This is a genomic window from Sphingomonas sp. GW821-FHT04B01 (assembly GCF_059420425.1).
The window spans coordinates 276,527-292,522 of the sequence record NZ_JBWKTR010000001.1 but is presented as its reverse complement, the minus strand read 5'-3'; the positions used below and the strand labels follow the sequence as shown (position 1 = coordinate 292,522).

Annotated in this window: 12 protein-coding genes; 4 read left to right on the top strand and 8 right to left on the bottom strand. The window is 68.9% G+C overall.

What is annotated here, in order from left to right; genetic code table 11:
* Window positions 1–17 precede the first annotated feature (17 nt).
* The 4 genes from AC07UH_RS01480 to xseA all read right to left on the bottom strand — a co-directional run bounded on the left by AC07UH_RS01480 (window position 18) and on the right by xseA (window position 5,856).
* Window positions 18–3,089 (bottom strand): TonB-dependent receptor domain-containing protein, encoded by a 3,072-nt coding sequence (locus AC07UH_RS01480; RefSeq protein WP_038664408.1) that lies wholly within the window; start codon window positions 3,087–3,089, stop codon window positions 18–20.
* 282 nt (window positions 3,090–3,371) lie between these two features.
* Window positions 3,372–4,211, bottom strand: a complete 840-nt coding sequence (locus tag AC07UH_RS01475) for a M23 family metallopeptidase (RefSeq protein WP_495179575.1) — start codon at window positions 4,209–4,211, stop codon at window positions 3,372–3,374.
* Window positions 4,208–4,408 carry a DUF2093 domain-containing protein gene (locus tag AC07UH_RS01470; RefSeq protein WP_038664415.1) on the bottom strand — a complete coding sequence of 67 codons (201 nt, stop codon included), beginning with the start codon at window positions 4,406–4,408 and terminating at the stop codon, window positions 4,208–4,210. The genes AC07UH_RS01475 and AC07UH_RS01470 overlap by 4 nt, the downstream gene beginning before the upstream one ends.
* A gap of 14 nt (window positions 4,409–4,422) precedes the next feature.
* Complete coding sequence (gene xseA, locus AC07UH_RS01465) at window positions 4,423–5,856, bottom strand: exodeoxyribonuclease VII large subunit (protein ID WP_495179576.1); 1,434 nt, start codon at window positions 5,854–5,856, stop codon at window positions 4,423–4,425.
* Between xseA and purD the strand changes: the two genes are divergently transcribed.
* Complete coding sequence (gene purD, locus AC07UH_RS01460; RefSeq protein WP_495179577.1) at window positions 5,855–7,114, top strand: phosphoribosylamine--glycine ligase; 1,260 nt, start codon at window positions 5,855–5,857, stop codon at window positions 7,112–7,114. The two genes, xseA and purD, sit on opposite strands and share 2 nt — an antisense overlap.
* A 73-nt stretch (window positions 7,115–7,187) precedes the next feature.
* On the opposite strand, the gene AC07UH_RS01455 is transcribed toward purD, so the two are convergent.
* The 3 genes from AC07UH_RS01455 to tsaD form a co-directional block, all read right to left on the bottom strand.
* Complete coding sequence (locus AC07UH_RS01455; RefSeq protein WP_495179578.1) at window positions 7,188–10,271, bottom strand: TonB-dependent receptor domain-containing protein; 3,084 nt, start codon at window positions 10,269–10,271, stop codon at window positions 7,188–7,190.
* Between the two features lie 171 nt (window positions 10,272–10,442).
* Window positions 10,443–11,420 (bottom strand): NAD(P)H-dependent glycerol-3-phosphate dehydrogenase, encoded by a 978-nt coding sequence (locus AC07UH_RS01450; RefSeq protein ID WP_495179804.1) that lies wholly within the window; start codon window positions 11,418–11,420, stop codon window positions 10,443–10,445.
* A 29-nt stretch (window positions 11,421–11,449) separates the two neighbouring features.
* Window positions 11,450–12,478, bottom strand: coding sequence for a tRNA (adenosine(37)-N6)-threonylcarbamoyltransferase complex transferase subunit TsaD (tsaD, locus tag AC07UH_RS01445; protein ID WP_495179579.1), 1,029 nt, complete (start codon window positions 12,476–12,478; stop codon window positions 11,450–11,452).
* A 141-nt stretch (window positions 12,479–12,619) separates the two neighbouring features.
* On the opposite strand from tsaD, the gene hemC reads away from it, so the two are divergent.
* From hemC to AC07UH_RS01430, 3 genes are read left to right on the top strand one after another with little or no spacing between them, the layout of a single operon-like run.
* Window positions 12,620–13,534 (top strand): hydroxymethylbilane synthase, encoded by a 915-nt coding sequence (gene hemC, locus AC07UH_RS01440; RefSeq protein ID WP_495179580.1) that lies wholly within the window; start codon window positions 12,620–12,622, stop codon window positions 13,532–13,534.
* On the top strand, window positions 13,531–14,220 hold the full coding sequence (locus AC07UH_RS01435) for a uroporphyrinogen-III synthase (RefSeq protein WP_495179581.1): 690 nt from the start codon (window positions 13,531–13,533) through the stop codon (window positions 14,218–14,220). The genes hemC and AC07UH_RS01435 overlap by 4 nt, the downstream gene beginning before the upstream one ends.
* Window positions 14,217–15,179: a hypothetical protein gene (locus AC07UH_RS01430; RefSeq protein WP_038664431.1), complete on the top strand. Its 963-nt coding sequence runs from the start codon at window positions 14,217–14,219 to the stop codon at window positions 15,177–15,179. Before AC07UH_RS01435 ends, AC07UH_RS01430 begins: the two co-directional genes overlap by 4 nt.
* 2 nt (window positions 15,180–15,181) lie before the next feature.
* Here the strand turns inward: AC07UH_RS01430 and AC07UH_RS01425 are convergent, their stop codons facing one another.
* Window positions 15,182–15,973: a DUF72 domain-containing protein gene (locus tag AC07UH_RS01425; protein WP_495179582.1), complete on the bottom strand. Its 792-nt coding sequence runs from the start codon at window positions 15,971–15,973 to the stop codon at window positions 15,182–15,184.
* Window positions 15,974–15,996 lie beyond the last annotated feature (23 nt).

Below are 15,996 nucleotides of genomic sequence, written 5' to 3'. Positions count from 1 at the left end.
TCGGAAGGCGAAGCGCTTTAGAAGTTGAACTTCGCGCCGGCGCGGTAGGACCGGCCGAAAATGCCCTCGCCGCCCTGCACCGCATTGTACAGATAGGCGCCATAGGTGACCGGATCGATCGGAGGCAGACGGTTGAAGATGTTCAACGCGTTCACGTAGAACGAGAACTTGTCGTTGACCTTGAACGTCGCATTCGCGTCGGCCGTGATGTAGCTCTTCACGCGGCAACCCGAATAGGCAGGTGCCTGACCGCAATCCTTATACGCGTCGCCCTGATCCATCGCCGACAGGTCGTAGCCCGACGTATAGTTGACGGTACCGGTCAGCGCGAGGTCGCCGAAGTCGAACGTGTTGGACCAGTTGCCCTTCCACTCGAACGTCCCCGAACCCGCGGTCAGGTTGAAGTTGCCGAGCGTGTCGACATAGGTCTGGCGCACGCCGTCGACCGTCGTGCTCAGCTCCAGGATGAGGCTGGCGTTCAGGTTGGTCGTCCACTTCACCCCGCCGAAGTCGACGAAGCCGTTGGCGCCGAAGTCGATGCCCTCGGACTTGATCGTCTGCGCGTTGATCAGCTGCGAACGGACGAAGGCGATCTTCGGCCGTGCGGTCGGGTTGTTCACGTCGACCGCGTCCGGGATCACTTCGAAGCCGGTCGGGATGGCCTGACCCGCATAGTAAGCGGCGATCGCCGGCGAGAGATCCGGCGTGGTGATCGCGCCGGTCTTCTTGATGTTATAGTAATCGACCGTCAGCGACAGGCTGCGGATCGGTTCGAACTTGATGCCGGCGGTGAAGCTGCGCGACTTCTCCGGCTTCAGGTCCGGCGACGCCAGCGTGGTCTGGCCGATCGAATAGGCGGTGATGTAGCCCGAGCAGTTGTTCGGGGTGTTCGCCGTACAGATCTGGCCGGCACCCGGATTGGTGCTGTACTGGCTGAGGAACGCGGCCGGAATGCTCGAAAGCTGCTGCGTCACATAGCCGGTCGTCGGCAGGGCGTTGGCCTCGCCGAACGAGGGGATGCGGAACCCGCGCGAATAGGTGCCGCGGACGGTGACCTGCTGGATCGGGGTGAAGATCGCGCCGAACTTCGGCGAGAAGTTGCTCTGACCGGTCGAATAATGGTCATAGCGGCCCGAGGCGTTCAGGGTCAGCTGATCGAGGATCGGAGCGTTGATTTCGCCGAAGGCCGAGGTGACGGTACGGTTGCCGCTGGTGCCGAAGGCGTTCTGGCGGAAATAGCGCTGCGTCGGGCCGTTGGTGTCGGGGTTGCCGCTGGGGGCGTCGACCGCCTCGTAGAAGACCGATCCGCCGACCGCGACGCGAAGATCGCCGCCGGGCAGCGCGAACAGCGCCTTACCGAGGGTGAACTGCGCCTGGTAGAGGTCCGAGCTGCTGTTGGTGATGTTCTGCGGCGTCAGATAGTCGAGCGTCGCCTGGCTGTTCAGCTCGGGATTGACGAAATTGTAGCTGCCGTCGGCGATGACATCGAGCAGATGCTGGATGTAGACATAGCCGTCGGTACGACGACGCAGGTCGGTGTGCATCGCGGTCGCATCGGCCCGGTAATCGACGTCGCCGAAGATGGTCCCGTTGATGCCCATGGCGGCGCGATAGACGCGGCTGCGGGTTTCGTTGAACTCACGCTCGTTGGCAAGGGTGCCGACGAGGCGGGCGACCTGGCCCGATGCCGCGAACGGATTGTTCGGGTTGAGCGTCCCATTGGTCGCGTTGCACGTCGCCGTGCCGCGTGCGCAGATGTAGACCGGCAGGGCGAGGATCGCCGAGCGCGGATCGATCGCCGCGGTGGCGTTCTGCGAGGTCGAATATTGCGGGAACAGGATACCCGCCGGCGCATTCGCGCGGATCGTCGCCGGCACGCCGGTGTAGCTGGCGGTCGACTGCTGGAAGTTAACCTGGAAATAGGCTTCCGACGTATCGCCGACCTTCGCGGTGAAGCGTGCCGAACCACCGAAACGCTCCTGATCGGGCGTCACGTTGCCATAGAGGTTCTGCGTATCGACCTGGCAGACCGTACCCGGAGCCGTCGCGTTGATCGGCAGCGCCAGTTCGGCGGCGGTCGGATTGTAGGGGGTGCCGACGCGGCAACCGGCCGTCGGGTTCAGCAGCTGGTAGCGGCCGAGCGCGGTCGTGTTGGTGGCGTTGGCCGGACGGACGTAGAAATTGCCCGTGCCGATCGCGAACCCGTTGGTGAACGAGCCGTTGGCGTCGAGGCCATTGGCGACGTTGTTCGGGCCGCAGACGCGCGTACCGGTGCGATCGCCGCACAGGCCGCGTTCGTCGCTGCTGTTGAACGGTGCCGGCAGCGACTTGGACTGCACGCCTTCGGCGCGATAGTAGAAGCCGCTGACGTAAGCGTTGTAGCCCTTTTCGTCGAGATCGCCGGTGCCGGCGGTCAGCGACAGGCGCTGGTTGGCGTTGTAGCCACGTTCCGCGATACCGGCTTCGACGCGACCGGTGACGCCCTGGAACGAACGCTTGGTGATGATGTTGACCACGCCGGCGATCGCGTCCGCGCCGTAGCTCGACGATGCGCCGTCGCGCAGCACGTCGACGCGCTCGACGATGTCGTCGGGGATCGTGTTGAGATCGACGAAGTTGCGCGAGCCGTCGTCCGACAGCGGATAGTAAGCGGCGCGCAGGCCGTCGAACAGGACCAGCGTCGAGTTGGTCGACAGACCGCGCAGCGATACCGACGATGCGCCCGATGCGAAGGCACCGTTCGCAGTGAAGGAGTTGGTCAGCGCCGGACCGTTGTTGGACGACAGCGCCTGGATACCGGCCTGCACCGTGTTGATGCCGCGGGCATCGAGATTCTCGGTGGTGATCGTGCTGACCGGCGACGGACCGGCGTCGGTCCCGCGGATGATCGAACCGGTTACGACGATGTCATTGCCGGCCTGATCGTCTGCCGCCTCGGTACCCTGCGTCTGCTGTGCGATCGAAGCGGCGTCGGTGGACGCGCCTTCCGGCGCGGTCTGCGCCGAGACGGCGCCCGCATAAAGCATCGCGAACGGCGTAACGGCTGCGAGCAGCGCCGCCTTGCGCGTGGAACGGTGGATCGTGAACATGTGTTTCCCTTGCCTGACCCAAACGTGTCGACCCGCTATGGCGGTATCGGCCCGGGTGTTTGCCAAGCCCCCCTCGACCGCTGGAGCGGCCCTCAAGAGACATACCGCTGAAATGCGGGCGGAAATTTTTGCTGTAAACCTGCGTTTCAAAAACCGGCAACGTTTGCCGCACAGTGTAGCCTAAATGACACAATTATTGTCGTTGTTCGGCTGTCGTGATAGGATCCCTGCTCGCAATTGCAGCAGGACGACGCGATCTGTCGTTTTGACGGGCAGCGCCCTTCACGCCCCCGGCATTGCCCCAGCCACCAGCAACGGGTCGAGCCGCGCGTCGCGCCAGCGCAGGCTCCAGTGGAGATGCGGTCCGGTCGCCCGGCCGGTCGCGCCGACCGCACCGATCGGATCGCCCTGGCGGACGTGGTCGCCGACGCGCACATCGATCCGCGACAGATGGAGAAAGGCGCTGTTGAGACCATGGCCGTGGTCGATCATCAGCAAATTGCCTTCAAGCGTGAAAGGATGGTCCGCGGCGAGGATGACGACGCCGTCCGCGGGCGCGACGACGGGGGTGCCGGTGGGGCGGGCGATGTCGATGCCCGAATGGTAGCTGCCGGGTTCGCCGCGATAGATGCGTTGCGCACCGAACAGCCCCGAGATGCGGCCGATCGCGGGCCAGCGGAACGTCTGGCGCCAGCCGGTCGCGTCGGTGACCTCGGCACGCGCCGCGGCGATCCGGGCGAGCTCGGCGGGGCGCAGCTGCGCCATGACCGGATCGGGGGCAGGGAATTTGGGCAGCGTGTCGAGCCGCTCGATCCGCCAGGCCCGCGGCGCCACTGCGAGTGGCTGGGTGATCCGGCGGCCGTCGTCGAGCGTCGCGACGAGCACGGCCTGCGATCCGGCGTCGCGATCGAAGCCGGCGATGAAGCGGCCCGCCTCGACCGCGATCGGCTGGCCGTCGAGGGTCACCGTCACGCTTCCCGTGGGGACGGTGCCGGCGATCAGCCCGCCCTGCGTCGGCGTTCCGGTCCAGCGGAACGCCGGGGCAGCGACCGGGGCGGGCGCCTGGGGCGACGCCGCCGCGGCCAGGCAGACGAGCGGTGCCAGCGCGGCCGGCAGCCTCATCGCGGGCTGAGCGCCTCGCTGGCGAGATGCGCGCTGGCGAAGGCCTCCTGCCGCGCGACGCTCCAATAACGCAGCAGCTCGATCGGGATGCGGGCGCCGCTCACCGCACAGACGACGTGGTCGCCGGGGGTCAGCACCCGGAAGCCGTTGGCCATATAGTGAAGCCGCGCCGGGCGATCCGAGTTGGAAACGAGCATGTCTTGAGATCCTGTCAGAGCAAGGTCGGCTGGTCGGGCTTGGGATAGGCCCTGGCGGGTTTGCGCTCAACCTTGCGCTCGGCGGCGGGCTGGACCGTGCCGTCGTCGACGACGGCATTGACGCTGCCGTCGCGGAAGCGCAGCGTCACCGCCCCTGCCTCGCGCACTGCCGCGGCGGACGCCAGCGTCGCGCCGCCCCCGCCCCCGCCCTCGCCCTCGCAGCGTGCGGTGACCCGCGCATAGCCGCGGTCGAGCACCGCATCGGGGTTGAGCGACTGGACCAGCCGCCACGTCGCCGCCAGCCGGTCGCGGTTGCGGTCGACCTGTTGCTGCAGCACCGCCGGACGCAGCGCGCCGCTCGACCGGTCGAGCTGGCCGCGCGCCAGCGTCACCCGCCGTTCGAGCCCGCGGTCGAGCCGCTGGCCGGCATCGTCGGCACGCTGGCGCTGCGGCCCGAGCAGCGCGTCGCGCTTGGGCAGCAGCCGGGCGAGCCCGGTCAGCCGCTCGCGGCCGCGCTCGACATAGCGATTGGCGCAACGCTGCGTGCGCAGGCCATGGCTCTGGATCGTATGGCGCAGGTCGGCGAGCACCGGCACCGCCAGCTCGGCTGCCGCGGTGGGCGTCGGCGCGCGCAGGTCGGCGGCGAAGTCGCACAGCGTCGTATCGGTCTCGTGGCCGACCGCGGAGATGATCGGGATGGTACAGCCGGCGACGGCGCGGACCACGACCTCCTCGTTGAACGCCCACAGATCCTCGATCGAACCGCCGCCGCGCGCGACGATGACGAGGTCGGGCCGCGGCACCGGGCCGTCCGCGGGCATCGCGTCGAAGCCGCGCAGCGCGGCGGCGACCTCCTCGGCCGCCCCCTGCCCCTGCACCTTGACCGGCCAGACGAGCACGTGGGTCGGACAGCGATCCTCGAGTCGGTGGAGGATGTCGCGGATCACCGCGCCGGTCGGCGAGGTGACGACGCCGATCGTCCGCGGCAGATAGGGCAGCCGCACCTTGCGCGCGCCGTCGAACAATCCCTCGCCCGCCAGCTTCGCCTTGAGCTTCTCGAACAGCGCCATCAGCGCGCCGGCGCCGGCGAGCTCCATCCGCTCGATGACGATCTGATATTTGGAGCGGCCGGGATAGGTGGTGAGCTTGCCGGTGGCGATCACCTCGATGCCGTCCTGCGCGGCGAAGGCGAGCGCATTGGCCTGCCCCTTCCACATCACGCCGTCGATCACCGCGGCATCGTCCTTGAGCGCGAGATAGACGTGGCCCGAGGTCGCGCGCTTATAGCCCGAGATCTCGCCGCGGATGCGGACGTGGCCGAATTCGCCCTCGACCATCCGCTTGAGCTTGAAGCTGAGTTCGCCGACCGACATGGCGAGCGCGTTGTCGCCGGGCCGCTCCTCGGCTAGCAGCCGGGCGTCGTCGGTATCGGATAGGAACTCTGGCATGAACGTCCTGCTGTTGGGCTCAGGTGGCCGCGAGCACGCACTCGCTTGGAAACTGGCGCAATCGGCCCTCCTCGATACGCTCTATGCCGCGCCTGGCAACCCCGGCGTCGCCGCCCATGCGACGTGCGTCGCGCTGGATGCGACCGATCATGCCGCGGTGGTGGATTTCGTGGCCGGCCATGACGTTGGCCTCGTCGTCATCGGGCCGGAAGCGCCGCTGGTCGACGGTCTCGCCGACACGCTGCGCGCGGCGGGCGTGCCGGTGTTCGGGCCGGGCAAGGCGGCGGCGCAGCTCGAGGGATCGAAGGGCTTCACCAAGGATCTGTGCCGGCGCGCCGACATTCCGACCGCGGGTTATGTCCGGGTCGGCACGCGCACCGAGGCGGAAGCGGCGCTGGCGAGCACCTTCTCCTATCCGGTCGTGATCAAGGCGGACGGACTCGCCGCGGGCAAGGGCGTGGTGATCGCGACCAGCGAGGCCGAGGCAGCCGCAGCGTTCGACGCGATGTTCGCGGACGGCGATGCGCCGGTGGTGCTGGAGGAATTCCTCGACGGGGAGGAGGCGAGTCTGTTCGTGCTCACCGACGGCGTCGCGCTGCTGCCGTTCGGCAGCGCGCAGGACCACAAGCGCGTCGGCGAGGGCGATACCGGTCCCAACACCGGCGGCATGGGCGCGTACAGCCCGGCGCCGGTGCTCACCCCCGAGCTGGAACGGCGTGCGCTCGACGAGATCGTCGCGCCGACGGTGAAGGCGCTCGCCGAGGAGGGGACGCCGTTCAGCGGCGTGCTCTACGCCGGGCTGATGCTGACCGCGACCGGCCCCAAGCTGATCGAATATAATGCGCGGTTCGGCGACCCCGAATGCCAGGTGCTGATGCCAAGGTTCGAGGGCGATCTGGTCGCGACGATGCTGGCGGTGGCGGAGGGGCGGCTCGGTGACCTGCCCGCGGCGCGCTTCGCCGACGCGGCGGCGATGACGGTGGTGCTGGCGGCGGCGGGCTATCCGGGGACGCCCAAGGCAGGCGGCGCGATCCATGGGATCAACGCGGCGGAGGCGACCGGTGCGACCGTCTTCCAGGCGGGGACGCGATTGGAGGGCGACACATTAGTGGCGTCCGGCGGCCGGGTGCTCGCGGTGACCGCGATGGGGGCGGACATCCGCGCGGCACGCGATGCGGCCTATCGCGGGGTCGATGCGATCGACTTTTCGGACGGCTTCTGTCGTCGCGACATCGGCTGGCGCGAACTGGCGCGCTAATCGCTCGGTGCGGAGAGCCGGAAAGGCCCGCCGGATCGCTCCGGCGGGCCTTTTTTTCGTTCGCAACAGACGATCAGAAGGTGATCGTGGTGCCGATCGCGATCTGGCGGCCGAGCGCGTCATAGCGCTGCGGCAGCGTGTTGTTGCGCGACAACCCTACCGTGTACGAGTTGGGAATGATCGGCGCCGTCCGATCGAGCAGGTTGTTCGCGATCAAGCGCAGGGCGAAACGCTTGGCAACGTTGAAGTTCATCGACAGATCGAAGAAGCTTTGCGGTGCGATGCGCGCGAAAGTGGTCTGGAACCGCTGGTCTGTTCCGCCGATTACATCCTGCCCGGAGTTGTTGGCGGTGGTCAGCGCGCTGATGTAGCGCCAGTTGAACGACACGTTGAAGACACTGTCTGCGGTCGTCCAGGTAGTGCGCAGGCCATGCGACCATTTCGGAATCAACTGCCCGCAGGAGATGCCGTTCGAGAAATAGCCGGCGCAATTATAGGCCGCACGGACCGGTGAATCCTGTCCGCCCGCCTTCGTCGTCAGCGAACCGTTGAAGCCCCAGTCGAGCCGCCCGGCGCCGCCGAGTTCCAGCGTATACTGGCCCTGGAAGTCATAGCCTTCCGAGAGGGACCGGTAGTAATTGGTCGTGCCGGCGCGGAAGAAGCCCGTCGTCGGGTTGTTCGCCGCCGCACTGAACAGCGTTCCGGTACCAGGATTGCGGACGATGCCCGAGCAGAAGAACGGATCGCCATTCGAGGCGACGCACCCTTGCGCGTAATAATCGGGGCCATTGAACCCCAGCGAGTTGTTGATCCGGATGCGATAGTAATCGGCCGAGAACACCAGCCCCTTGAGGAAGCGCGGCTTGACCACCAGCCCGTACGTCAACGTGTAGGCGGTTTCCGGATCGGCGGTGAAGCCGCCATATTTGACGGTGCATTGCGTCGCGCAGATCAGCGTCGGGCTGCCATAGAGCGCATCGGGCAGGCCGCTCGCGCGACAGGCCTCGCGCGATCCGAGCGGCTGCGTCGTCGTGCCGCCGCCCGGCAGCTGGCGGGTTTCCGGCGCGCAGAAGTCGGTCACGACCGTGGTGTCATAGGAGGTGTTGGTCGCCTGCCGCACCTCGACCACCGTCGGGGCCCGCTGCGCCTTGTTGAACGAGCTACGGAACATGATGTCCGGGATCGGCGCGTAGAGGCCCTCGATCTTCCAGGTGACGAACTTGTCGGGGTTGCTGCTGTACTTCGACACGCGTGCGCCACCGTTGACCTGCAACAGGTCGAAGAACCGGCGCTTCTCGACGAGCGGCAACTGCGCCTCGACATTCGATTCCCAGACGTATTGCTTCAGGTTGGCATCGTTGCTGCCATATTGGCTGACGTAGGTCTGGTTGGCGCCGCTGACCAATTTGTCCTGACGGAATTCGGTGGCGAACGACACCGCGAGGCCTTCGTCGGCCCAAGGCGTCTTGAGGCCGTATTTGGTGAGATCGCCGGTCGCGCTCGCGACGATGTCGTACAACGTGCCGACGTTGAAGGTCGCGCCGTCGCTGCCGCCCGAGAACAGATAGTTGGTCAGCGCGGGGCTGCCCGAGCTGGCGCGGAAGGCGTCGAAGGGCACGCAGGCGCGATCGACGCCGGACACCACCGACGCGCAGGTCGGGGTACCGCTGACGTTGACGACGTTGAGCGAGCGGTTGACCCGGTCGGGATCGGAATAGACCGAAAACGCGGTGTTCTGGTAGTTGCGGGCATAAACACCGCCGATGTCATAGCTCCACGCATCGCCGACCTTGCCGCGAATGCCGCCGGTCGCCCGCAGGCCGTTGTTGAGATAGGTCGTCCCCTGCACTTGACCGTCGAACCGGTAACGGACGTCGAGCGGCACCGTGGCAGCGGTGCCGGCAGCGTTGCCGCACAGCGCCTGCGCCTGGCTGGTCGACAGGAACGGATTGTTGCAATTCACCTGATAGGGCGTGTCGCCGAACACAGTGTAGGAATAGACACGCAACGGCGAGGTCTGTTGCGACGTGTCCCGAAAGGCGATCATCGTGCCGTAGAGTTCGGCCTCCGGCGCGATCTCGAAGCTGGCGAAGGTGCCGACCGTATAGCGTTCGCCCGCGCGCTGATACGAATAGTCGTCATAGGGGTTGGCGGCGTTGCCGCGACCCGGGCCGTAGGGGACGAAGGTTCGGCTACCCAGCGGATCGTTGACATAGGCGGTACCGCTGTTCGTGCCGCTGCGCGGCGAGACATAGCCGCTCGGCGAATAGGTCGAGAGCGGCGAGCAGGACAGCGGACCGTCGAGGCCGGTCTGCGTCAGCTGGCAGGGCGACGACGAACGCGCGCTGTACGGCACCTGATCGGCATGACGATAATTGAAGAAGGTCGACACCTTCAGCCGCTCGTCGAGCATCGCCTTGCCGAGCGTGACGGTGATGTCGCCGCGACCGCCGTCGTTGCTGTAGCCCCGCGGCGTGTTGAAGCCCGCGGCCTGTGCATAGGGCGTGACGATCGTGTCGCGATTGAGGTGATTGTAGAAATTGTAGTTGGTATCGATGCGCAGGCCGGAGAAATCCTTGCGCAGGATGAAGTTGATGACGCCCGACACTGCGTCGGAGCCATAGACCGACGAGGCACCGCCCGACAGGATGTCGACGCGCTGGAGCAGCGAGGCGGGGATGATGTTGGTGTCTTGCCCGTTCTGCGTCCCCAGCCGCTTGCCGTCGATCAGCACCAAGGTGCGCTCGAAGCCGAGACTGCGCAGCTTCAGTCGCTGGCGACCGTCCGAATCGGTGTAATTCTGCTGCGAATCCGGCGCGATCTGCGGCAGGCGATTGAGCACCTCCTCGACGTTGAGGGGGGCTTGCGCCTGAATGTCCTGCACGGTGACCGAGGTGATCGGCGCGGCCGAGAAGGTGTTCGGGCGATTGATCCGGGTTCCGGTGACGATGATCTCATTGCCGTTGCCGGCAGGCCGGGCGACCTTGCCCGAGATCAACGCGGCGCGATCGTCCGCCGATTCGGCGACGGTATCGGTGTCACTTTGGCTCACGGTGGTATCATCGCTCTGCGCGACCGTTTGTGCTGCCGCCGGCAGCGCGATCGCACCCATGCTGCTCGCCAAGGCAAGCAGCGACGCGGTCGTTTTCAACCTCATTGGAAATCCCCCTATCGTCCCGGTCACGCTATTTCGTTGGCCGGAATGCAAGGAAGGTCCATTAGGGATCAATGTCTGTCAATACCAAACAATAACCTTTTACGCAACGATCCTACCGGATCGATCCGTTTTTAGATGCAGTGTTGCGGCACCGCACCATCTTCCGTCAGATCACTGCCCTTCTTGCCGCAACGGCCGCGCGAGCAGCGCGCCGATGACGTCGTCCACCGGCGCGCCCTCCAGCAGGCGGCAGACCGCGGCGGTGACCGGCATGTCGACGCCCGCCGCCGCCGCCGCCTCGCGCAGCACCGGGGCGGTGAAGGCGCCCTCGGCGACGGTGCGGCGGTCGGCGAGCAGGTCGGCGGCGGCCCTGCCCTGACCCAGGCCGACGCCGAGCGAGAAATTGCGACTGCTGGTCGAGGAACAGGTGAGGACGAGGTCGCCGAGCCCCGACAGGCCGGCGAGCGTCTCGGCGCGCGCGCCCCGGGCGAGGCCGAAGCGCGTCATCTCGGCGAAGCCGCGTGCGATCAGCGCGGCACGGGCGTTCTGGCCGAGCCCGGCGCCATCGACCACGCCGCAGGCGATGGCGAGCACGTTCTTGACCGCGCCGCCGATCTCCGCACCGACGACGTCACGGCTGGCATAGGGGCGGAACTGAGGCGCGGCGAGGCGTTCGGACAGCGCCCGCCCGAGCGCCTCGTCCGCCGCCGCCAGCGTCACCGCGGTGGGCAGGCCGGCGGCCACCTCGTGCGCGAAGGTCGGGCCGGACAGGACGGCGACGGGCGCCTGTGGATGGACCTGCCGCGCGACCTCGCCGACGAGCAGCCGGGTGCCCGCCTCGATCCCCTTCGCGCACAGCACCAGCGGGCGCGTGCCGACCGCGATCTGCGACAGCACGCCGCGGACGTGCTGCGCCGGCGCGACGACAAGCAGGGCGTCGCAGGCGGCGAGATCGCCGACATCGGCGGTGGCGCGGATCGACGGCGACAGCGGCACGCCGGCAAGGAACAGACGGTTTTCGTGGCCCGCATTGATCCCCTCGACCACCTCGGGCTCACGCGCCCAGAGCGTGACGGGCTCGCCGCGATGCGCGGCGACCTGCGCGAGCGCCGTCCCCCAGGCGCCGCCGCCGATGACGCCGATCTTCATTGCCTCGACCTCCCCCTGATGGATCCGGTTCATGCCTTTACCCCGGCGCCGCGCACCGCCTCCGCATCCGGATCGAGCGGCCAGCGCGCGCGCGCCGGCGTGTCGAGCGGATCGGTGAGCCCGGCGGCGAACCGCTCGGCCCCCGCCCAGGCGATCATCGCGGCATTGTCGGTGCACAGCCACAAGGGCGGTGCGACGAAGCGCAGGCCATTAGCGGTGGCGAGCGCCTGCAGCGCGCCGCGCACCGCCGTGTTCGCGGCGACGCCGCCGGCGACGACCAGCGCGGTCGCCTCGATCCCGGCGATGCCGCGGCGGGTGCGATCGATCAGGCAATCGACCACCGCCGCCTGGAACGACGCGGCGATATCCTCGGGCGCATGCTGGCCCACCGCGCGGGCGACCGCGCTCTTGAGCCCGGCGAAGGAGAAATGCGGTTCAGCCGAGCCTTTCAGCGGGCGCGGCAGCGGCACGATCGGGCGGCCGAGCGCCGCCGCCTTCTCGACCATCGGCCCGCCGGGGAAGCCGAGGCCGAGCAATTTGGCGGTCTTGTCGAACGCCTCGCCCGCGGCGTCGTCGATCGTCGTGGCGAGGCGGCGATAGCGCGCGACGCCCTCGACCAGCAGCAACTGGCAATGGCCGCCCGAGACGAGCAGCAGCAGATAGGGGAAAGCGAGATCGGGATCGGACAGCCGCGGGCTGAGCGCATGGCCTTCGAGATGGTTGACCGCGATCAGCGGCTTGCCCGCGGCATGCGCGAGCGCCTTGCCGGTGACGAGCCCGACCATGACGCCGCCGATCAGCCCGGGGCCGGCGGTGGCGGCGATCGCATCGACCTGGTCGAGCCGCAGTCCGGCGTCGGCGAGCGCGGCGCGGACGAGCGGTTCCAAGGCCTCGACATGCGCGCGCGCGGCGATCTCGGGGACGACGCCGCCGAACGGCGCATGCGCCGCTTCCTGGCCGAGCAGACGGTGGCTGAGCACCTGCCGGTCGCTGGTGACGAGCGCGGCGGCGGTCTCGTCGCAGGAAGATTCGAGGCCGAGGATGATCCGGGGAGACATGGCCAAGTCTTTACGCGCGTTGCCGGAGGTTGTCGAAGGGTGGGGATTTCGGCCATGGCGGCGGGAATTGCCGTCCTCACCCTTCCCAACGGGAGACGCCCACGGCGGCGATGGGTGAGGCCGGATAACGGGAGCAGACGGGTGGCGATCAAATTCAGGCTGGGAACGCGGGGATCGCCGCTCGCGCTGACGCAGGCGGGGATGGTGCGCGACGCCTTGTGCGCCGCGCATGGCTGGACCGTGGACGAGGTCGCGCTGGTCGTCATCCGCACCACCGGAGACCGCGTGCAGGACCGACCCCTCGCCGAGATCGGCGGCAAGGCCCTGTGGACCAAGGAGCTCGACCGCGCCTTGCTCGACGACGAGATCGACGCGGCGGTCCATTCGATGAAGGACGTCGAGACGATCCGCCCGCCGGCGATCGCCATCGCCGCGATGCTGCCGCGCGCCGACGTGCGCGACCGGTTGATCGGTGCGGACAGCGTCGCCGATCTGGCCGCGGGCGCGGTGGTCGGCACCAGCTCGCCGCGGCGGCGCGCGCAATTGCTGCGGCTCCGCCCGGACCTGACGGTCGTGATGTTCCGCGGCAACGTCGACACACGCCTCGCCAAGCTGGCGGCCGGCGAGGCGGACGCGACGCTGCTCGCCGCGGCGGGGCTCGACCGGCTCGGGCGCGACGGCGTCGGCCGGGCGATCCCGACCGACACGATGCTGCCCGCGCCGGCGCAGGGCGCGGTCGGAATCGAGGTGCGCAGCGCCGACGCCGGTGCGGCGCGGATCGTCGCGGCGATCGACGATGCCGCGACCAGCGCCTGCGTGCTGGCGGAGCGCGCCTTGCTCGCCGGGCTCGGCGCCGACTGCCATTCGCCGGTCGCCGCGCTTGCCGCTTTGTCGGGCGAGATGCTGACGCTGCGCGCCGAGCTGATCGCCGAGGACGGCAGCGCCTTCGTCGAGGGCAGCGGCGAGGGCACCGACGGCAGCCTCGTCGCCGCGGAACTCGCCGCCGACCTGCTGGCGCGGGCGCCCGAGTTGGTGCGGCGGCTGTTCCAGCCGTGAGCCTTTCCGGCCTGCTGGTGGTGCGGCCCGAGCCCGGCAATGCGCGCACCACGGCGCAGCTGCGTGCCGGCGGCGGCGCGGTGCTCGGCCGGCCGCTGTTCGCCGCCGCGCCGATCGCATGGACGCCGCCCGATCCGGCGGCGTTCGACGCCTTGCTGGTGACCAGCGCCAATGCGGTGCGCCTCGCGGGCGCCGGACTGGCGCGGCTCGCCGGGTTGCCGGTGATCGCGGTCGGAGCGGAAAGCGCGGCGGTGGCACGCGACGCCGGCTTGCGCGTCGCGGTCGTCGGCGACGGCGGCGTCGCCGACGCGCTGACGGCGGCGGCGGCGGCGGGACTGGCGCGGCCGCTGCATCTGGCGGGGCGCGAGCATGTCGACAGCGGCCACCCGACCGCGATCGTCTATGCCAGCGCCGAGCTGGACGTCGACGCGGCGGCGTTCGCCGCGGCGGCGACGGGGCGGATCGTGCTGCTCCATTCGGTCCGCGCCGCGCACCGCGTCGCGGCGCTGATCACCGGCCGGCACGCGACGGGCGTCGCAGCGCTGAGCCCCGCCGTCCTCGCCGCGGCGGGCGACGGCTGGGCGTTCGCCCGCGCCGCGGCGATGCCGACCGACGCCGCCTTGTGTGCGCTCGCGCTTGCACGGACGATTGACCGTGCGGCGGGGGGCGGGGATAAGAGGCCATGACCGACTATACGCCGATCGATCCCAGGCCCGCGGCAACGCCCGTGCGCGGGCCGCGGACCGGGGTGTTCCTGGCGATCATCGCCCTCGCCTTCGTCGCCGGGGCGCTGCTCACCGGCTATCTCATGAAACAGGTCGGCTGGCTGAGCACGACCTCCGCCGCCGAGCGTGCGCTCGCGGCGAAACGCACGCAACCCGATCCGGCCAATTTCAACCCGGCGCAACCGCTCAACGCCAACGGCCAGACGACCAACGCGGCGCTCGAGCCGGCCGCGCTCGCCTCGCGCGAGGCGACGCTGGCGGGGCAATTGACCGCGCTGGAGGCGCGCACCGCAGCGGTGGCGAGCGATGCCGTGGTCGCGGGCGCGCAGGCGGGCCGCGCCGAGGGGCTGCTGGTCGCCTTCGCCGCCCGCCGCGCGCTGGATCGCGGCGTCGGCCTCGGCTATCTGGAGGAGCAGTTGCGCACCCGCTTCGGCACCGTCCAGCCGCGCGCGGTGGCGGCGGTGATCGAGGCGTCGCATCAACCGGTGACGCTGGAGGATCTGCGCCAGGGCCTCGACGCGATCGCGCCCGAGATCGCCACGGTGAGCAGCGACGGCTGGTGGGCGAGCCTGCGGCGCGAGCTCGGCGGGCTGGTGGTGCTGCGCAAGGCGGGCACGCCGTCGCCGCGCCCCGCCGACCGGCTGGCGCGGGCCCGCCGCCTGCTCGAGGGCGGACAGGTCGAGGCGGCGCGCGCCGAGGTCGCGCGGCTGCCCGGCGCGCGCGATGCGGGCAATTGGATGCAGGCGGCCGACCGCTACGTCACCGCGCGGCATGCGCTCGACCAGATCGAGGGCGCGGCGATCATGGGCCAGGCGAGCAAGCCCACCGTCGCCGCCGCCGCCCCGGCCCCCGCGGCGGAACTGCCCGCGATGCCCGACACGCTGTCGAACGAGGAAGCGACGACCTCGGTCGGGATGTAGGCTTACGCCGAAACCCGCTCGATCAGCGCCATTGCACCCTGCGGCGCGCGGATCTTGGCGCCGTTGATGAAGAACACGAACGTGTCGCGCTGCGCCTTGGCCGGGGCGTCGGCGACCACATAGGGCAACCCCTCCGGCCGGCCACCCGCCTGCCACGTCCGCGCCGCCCGTGCCCAATCGTCGAGTGCGGCATCGGTATAGCCCGCCGGGTTCTGCTCCTCGGCCGCTTCAAGCCGCGCATAGACGAAGTCGGCGGTGACGTCAGCGATCGCCGGATAGTCCGCCGAATCGGCATAGACGATCGCGACGTTCGCCGCTCGCGCCATCGCGACGAAGGCCGGGTCGGCGAAGCTCTCGTGCCGCACCTGTACCGCATGGCGCAGCGGCACCCCAGCGTGGCTGTCGGGCAGCAATTTGAGGAAGGCACCCATGTCGTCGGAGTCGAACCTTTTGGTCGCCATGAACTGCCACAGGATCGGTCCGAGCTTGTCACCGAGCTCGACGATCCCCTGCCCGACGAAGCGCTCGACCGATTCGCCAGCCTCGGCGAGCACCTTGCGGTTGGTGCAATAGCGCGACGCCTTCACCGCGAAGACGAAGCCGTCGGGCGCGGCGGCGGCCCAATTGGCGAAACTCGCCGGCTTGAAGCTCGAATAATAGGTGCCGTTGATCTCGATCGCGGTGACCTGCGAGGCGGCATAGTCCAGTTCGCGTTTCTGCGGCCATTTGGCGGGATAGAAGGTCCCGCGCCACGGCTCGTAGGTCCAGCCGCCGATACCGATTCGGATTGTCATGATGCCATCATATCACTGCGGCA